Origin of the sequence: Brooklawnia sp. (assembly GCF_032229645.1) — a bacterium.
Lineage (GTDB): Bacteria > Actinomycetota > Actinomycetes > Propionibacteriales > Propionibacteriaceae > Brooklawnia.
Window position 1 is genome coordinate 1 of sequence record NZ_JAVTWX010000018.1, and the last position, 5886, is coordinate 5886.

At 61.8% G+C, this 5886-nt stretch carries 4 protein-coding genes and 1 pseudogene; 2 read left to right on the plus strand and 3 right to left on the minus strand.

From position 1 onward, the window contains the following. Window positions 1–274: 274 nt before the first annotated feature. From AAFP05_RS01095 to AAFP05_RS01105, 3 genes and pseudogenes are all read right to left on the minus strand, one after another. A complete protein-coding gene (locus AAFP05_RS01095) occupies window positions 275–565 on the minus strand; it encodes a EutN/CcmL family microcompartment protein (protein ID WP_341728004.1) in 291 nt (96 codons plus the stop codon). A gap of 7 nt (window positions 566–572) precedes the next feature. Then, complete coding sequence (locus AAFP05_RS01100; RefSeq protein WP_341728005.1) at window positions 573–1718, minus strand: ethanolamine utilization protein EutH; 1146 nt, start codon at window positions 1716–1718, stop codon at window positions 573–575. Between the two features lie 532 nt (window positions 1719–2250). Beyond that, window positions 2251–2508: pseudogene (locus tag AAFP05_RS01105) on the minus strand (WhiB family transcriptional regulator); the annotation flags it as partial. Between the two features lie 204 nt (window positions 2509–2712). Here AAFP05_RS01105 and AAFP05_RS01110 point away from each other — a divergent pair. Next, the gene (locus AAFP05_RS01110) at window positions 2713–4851 is read left to right on the plus strand and encodes a transglycosylase domain-containing protein (RefSeq protein ID WP_341728006.1); all 2139 of its coding nucleotides are present in this window, start codon (window positions 2713–2715) and stop codon (window positions 4849–4851) included. Further along, window positions 4848–5756, plus strand: coding sequence for a metallophosphoesterase (locus AAFP05_RS01115; protein WP_341728007.1), 909 nt, complete (start codon window positions 4848–4850; stop codon window positions 5754–5756). The genes AAFP05_RS01110 and AAFP05_RS01115 overlap by 4 nt, the downstream gene beginning before the upstream one ends. Window positions 5757–5886 lie beyond the last annotated feature (130 nt).

A 5886-nucleotide genomic window follows, 5' to 3' on the forward strand; every position in this document is an offset into this window, starting at 1 on the left:
ACGTATGCCCGAACAATTTCGTTCGCAACAACATCAATTCACCCCCTGATCCTGATGATCCACGATTACGCTCCCTTGTTATCTGGGTTCCCTACCACTGATTTGTGAGATGCCCCGGCTGCCTCCGGCGCCCGGAACCTGATGGAAATGGCTCCCCGGAGATAGCTGAGGTTGTGCGCTTTGATTCGATGTCAGCGTCGATATGTCGATGACGCTGATCTGGACGACGGAGCCAGCTCCGCACGAGTGGACTGAGAAGCAGCGGGACTGCTGATCAGCTCTTCCTGAATGTGGTCTCGCCGCCTACCTCAAGCGAATCGAGGATCGCCATAATCACGGCGTCAACGGGAGTATCTGCGGTTAAATCGGTGTGCCGACCGGCGCTGCCCTCACTCACCAGGACGAGTTCGCCCTCACCCGCGCCGACACTGTCGACCGCCACGAACGGTCTGCCTTCGAGTTCATCGCTGACAGAGGTCTCCCGGACGACCAGCAGCTTGGTCCCGGTCAAGGAATCGACCTTGATGGTCGAGACCGCTGATCCCACGACTCGTGCGATACGCATCTTCGGGCTAGCTTTCCGACTGTGCGCCGTTGTCGGCCACTGCCACTTCGGGTTCCGCGCCCGCGGCAGGGAAGGCTCTGGCGAAGAGCAGATATGCGACTGCGACTGCGGTAATGCCGGCTGTCAGCTTGCCCAGGATGACAGCCGTGATCATGTCGGGCATGACACCTGCCGTGAAGCCCAGGTGATCGCCGAAGGCGAATGCGGCCGACACCGCGAAAGCCGAGTTCAAGATCTTGCCGCGAGCGTCCATGTTCTTCATGATCTCGAACATCGCGATGTTGTTGGCCAGCGTGGCGATCAGGCCGCCGGCTGCCGTGTCACTGATGCCGATGAGCTTGCCCAGAGCAGCCAGCGGCTTCTGACCGAAGGTCACGATCAGATGCACCGCGGGGAACGCACCGGCCAAGGCCATCGCGATCGATGCAACAACCGCGAAGCCCTCGGTCACAGGCAGCATCTCCCAATCGCCGGTGAAGATCATGACACCGGTCATCTCCTGGAAGATGCCGATCACCAGGCCCACCGAGATCATGAACACCAAGCCCTTACCGAAGGCCTCGAAGCCTCTGGTCATGGCGTCCGGCTTGAACCACAGTCCGACGGCGATCAGCGCGGCGGCCAAGATGATCGGGACGATCTGACGCAGCACCCAGCCGACGGGCATGCCCGCCACCAGGCCGGAAACGAAGACGCCGATCGGGATAGTGATGATGCCTGCCAGCACGCCGCGCGCCAAGAAGCCGCGATCTTCCTTGTTAATAATGCCCAGTGCCACCGGGATCGTGAACACGATCGTCGCGCCCATCATCGCGCCCAGGACCAGGCCGGACAGCTTCTGCGCGTCCGGATTGTCGGTCAGTGCCTGCGCCAGCGGCCAGCCGCCCATGTCATTTGCGAGCAAGGTGCCGGCGAACATCGCCGGATCGGCTCCGAGGAAGCTGTAAACAGGAACGACGACGACACCCAAGATCTTCGCCAGGATCGGTGATAGAGCGTAGACACCAACCATGGAGAGCGCCAGCGGCCCCATGGCATTGATGCCGTCTTCGAACTTCTCCCCCAAGCCGAACTTATTGCCAATTGCGCGGTCCAAGCCGCCCAGCACCATACAGATCATCAAGATCCATACGATGACCTCATTAATACCCACGGAATTCCCCTCATCAGTGAGGCGCGCCTACCCCTAGGCACTCCAACGCACCACGCCCGTGCGTTTGTTTATCAGTCTAACCAATCCGCTCGATCTTGCCCAGATCTTTGGGGGTTTCCCACTTTTTCCCCGAGAGAAACGCATTTGCACTTACCAGAAGCACATTCATCGAGCGGGCGGATTTCTCTCTCAGGTATTTCCTAGCGGTCAGAAGCAGGAAGCGTCAACCAAGTTGCACTGCCTCTGGCACGAGCACCGAATCTCTGCTAAAATCCGCCCGCCCATTGCGCGCCATTCAGAATGCCGAGGCACACTGACAGAGTCTCGACGTCGAGACATGTCTTGAATTCCTGAATGCCAATGCGATATGTTGGCAGTTTGCCCAATTGCCGATTGCTCACTGGGCGAAAGGCTGTCGTCAGTGACGGGTTTCTGCTGCCTGCGAGTTTCTTTGCGGTTCGGCCTCGCCCGGCGGCTGCGGTTCGTCGAATGTCTCATCGATCACTCTCACGGTGTGGGTCGACGAGACCACAGCGTTCAGTACCGCAGACCACGATTTCACATCCGGACGCTGACGTAGCAACTGACGGCGTTCTCGCTCGGTCATACCGCCCCAGACACCCCATTCGATGCGGTTATCCAGCGCCTCTGCCAGACATTGCGCACGCACCGGGCAGCCCATGCAAATTGTCTTTGCCCGCTTCTGGTCTTTGCCTTCGGGAAACAGGGCGTCATTCATCCCTCTACACTTGGCCAGAAGTGGCCAGTCCTCGGGGTCAGGCACGGCCATCGATGCACGCTCCCTTCAGTGGTGGGTGGCCTCCAACCTACACCTGACGACTGACCGAGCGAAACCGTCGCTGCGGACGCCACCTCGAAGACCAGGAACACTTCCCGGACCGCACAAGACCACGCTCTCACCTGGCGCACAGCACTCAACTGCCGCTCGAAACCGGCGCGGAAAGCAGTGACGGCGTCACGTACCCTAGAGAGCGTGAGCGTAAAGACTGCGGGAAGCAAAGCCTATTCGCTGCTGATGTTCGCGGTGGTCAGCATTCTGGCAGGAGTGCTGGTCGCCGGACTCGGCGTCCCCTTCGCGGCACTGGCCGCCGGAGCGACGCGGGCGGGCGCGGCAGCGTTGCGGGACGTGCCCGCCAACCTTGCGGTACCTGATCAATACGAGGCCTCGACGATGTACCTGTCTGACGGATCGGTGCTGGCAACGTTCTTCGACGAGAACCGTCAGTATGTCACCCTCGATCAGATCTCCCCCGAGATGCAGACCGCTCAGATTGCCATTGAGGATCACCGCTTCTACGAGCACGGGGCGGTCGATTTCCAGTCCATCGTGCGAGCGGCGCTCGGTAACGCGGCCGGCGGTGGCATCAGTGGCGGCGGCTCCACGCTCACTCAGCAGTACGTCAAGCAGGTGCGCCTTCAGATGTGCAACGGGGATGCCACCTGTATACAAGAGGTGCAAGCCCCCAATATGAACCGCAAGATCCTCGAGATGCGTTACGCGATCGCTTTGGAGAACAGCCTCACCAAGGACGAAATCCTGGAGCGCTACCTCAACATCGCGTACTACGGCGACGGAGCCTACGGTGTGCAGGCTGCCGCCCGGCACTATTTCAATACCGATGCTTCCCAGCTGAACGTCGCCCAGGCGGCGATGCTCGCCGGGCTCGTGCAAAACCCGAGTCAGTCCGATCCGATCAATCACCCGGACGCAGCCGTTGCCCGCCGGCAGGCTGTGCTCGACGCGCAGGTGCGTTACCAGGGGATGCCGCAGTCGGTGGCGGACGAGGCCGCGGTGCAGGGATACGATGCCTCACAGGTGCAGACGATCGGTAGCGGCTGCCAGGGCACTCGTTACCCGTTCATCTGCGACTATGCCTCGCGAGTGCTGATGAGCGATGACATGTCTTTCCTGGGCGACAGCTGGGATGCCCGCCGCGACGTGCTCAACCGGGCCGGCCTGAAGATCACGTTGACCATCGACCCGAGCCTGCAAGACACCGCTCAAAACGTCATCAGCTCGGTCGTCGGGCCCGAAGACGCCGCTATCGCCGTGGCCGACACCGTCGAGAATGCGACGGGACGCATCCTGGCCATGGCGCAGTCACGGCCGGTGATGGGTGACGGACCGGGCGAGACCGCCTGGAACTACTCGGTCAGATATGACATGGGCGGCGCCGACGGCTATCTCTTCGGTTCGACATTCAAGACCTGGACGGCCGCTGCAGCCATTCAGCAGGGACACTTCCCCGATTCGACCTCGTACAACGTGCAGAAGACCCAGAACTGGAAGGGGCAGTGGTTCCAGGGTTGCGATGACGAGGGCAAGTTCCTCCTCGGCGATAGCTACTCGACGACCAATGCAGTTCCGGGTCAGGACAAGGGCCCCTTCAACATGGTGAGCGGCATGATGTGGTCGGTCAACAACTATTGGGTCTCGCTCGAACGCGATGTCGGCCCCTGCCAGGCGGTGGACATGGCCAAGCGGGCCGGTGTCGAGATCGCCCAGCCGATCGGCAATGAGCAGTCGCTGGACGATTTCGACTACATCCCGTCGTTCACCCTCGGCGCCGCCAAGGTGACGCCGCTGTCGATGGCAGTCGGCTACGGCACCTTCGGCAACCGGGGTGTTCGCTGCAATCCGATCATCATCGAGTCGCTCTTGGATCGCAACGGGGCTGAGATCCCGGCGCCGAGCGCCGACTGCCAGCAGACGATCGACCCAAGTGTCGCGGACGGCGTGAACTATGTATTGAATCGCACGCATGTCTCCGGTCTGTCATCGTCGACCTATATCCCCAATGGCATCGATCAGGCGTCCAAGACCGGTACCTCGGACAACTCGGCGTCAAGCTCGGCCTTCGTGGGCTACACCCCCGATGTCTCGACTGCTGTGGTGGTGGCGGGCGACAATATGAGCGCGCTGTGGCAGAACACCCCCGAGCAGTCCCGCAATGTGCTGAGCATCCCGCTCACGCCGCTGGGTGGCCGAGGGTTGTATGCCAACGGGCGTAGCGATGCCGGCGGTCTGTGGAAGCCGATCATGCAGGAGGCGATGGCCGGCATGCCGCAATCGAAGTTCACCAAGTGGGTCGCGCCCACAGGTGGCCGATGACCACCGGACGCCGGCTGGCGCTCGCTACTGGTGGCCTGATCGGGCTGGGTAGCGCAGTGACCGCTGGAGCATGGGTGGAGGCTCGAGCGTTCATCCTGCGCCGAGTGGACGTGCCTGTATTGCCCTGGGGGTCGTCCGAGATCCGGGTGCTTCATCTGTCCGACATTCACCAGATGCCGTATCAGAAGCGCAAGCTGCGTTTCGTGGCGAGCCTGGGGGCATTGAATCCCGATCTGGTGATCACCACCGGTGACAACATCTCGAGCCCGGACGCGATCGAACCGCTGCTCGAGGCTCTGGCTCCGCTGTTGAAGCGTCCGGGCGCGTTCGTCTTCGGCTCGAACGATTTCACGGCGCCTAGTTTCCGTAATCCCGCCGGCTACCTCGTCCGCAATTCGACAGTTTCCGCCAACAACAAGGAGCCGCTGCCTACCTGGCGGCTGCAGGGCGCTCTCACAGACGCCGGTTGGGCCTACCTTGACAATGCATCGGCGAGGCTGTCGGTTGCCGGACGCACCATCGATCTTCGTGGCACCGGGGACGCCCACAACAAACTCGACAACTACGCGGCCGTGTCGGGGCCATTGGCGGCGGACGCGGATCTGAGTCTCGGTGTCACTCATGCGCCCTACCGACGGGTGTTGGACGCGATGACAGCCGACGGCTTGCAGATGATCTTTGCCGGGCACACCCACGGCGGGCAGGTTTGTCTGCCGGTCAACCGCGCGATCGTCGACAACTGCGACCTGCCGCTCGAACAGGCATCCGGATTGAGTACCTGGGGAGCAGGCGCGAAGGCCAGCTGGTTGCATGTCTCGGCGGGGATCGGGACCTCGCCCACCGCACCGATCCGGCTCTTCTGCCGTCCGGAAGCGACGTTGCTGCGGCTCATTGCGCGGAGTTGAGACCGGTGGATTGGTGAACAGTCGGAAGGTGCGATAGGCTACCTCTCGGCTCAAGGGCCATCGGGGTGTGGCGCAGCTTGGTAGCGCGCTTCGTTCGGGACGAAGAGGTCGCAGGTTCAAATCCTGTCAC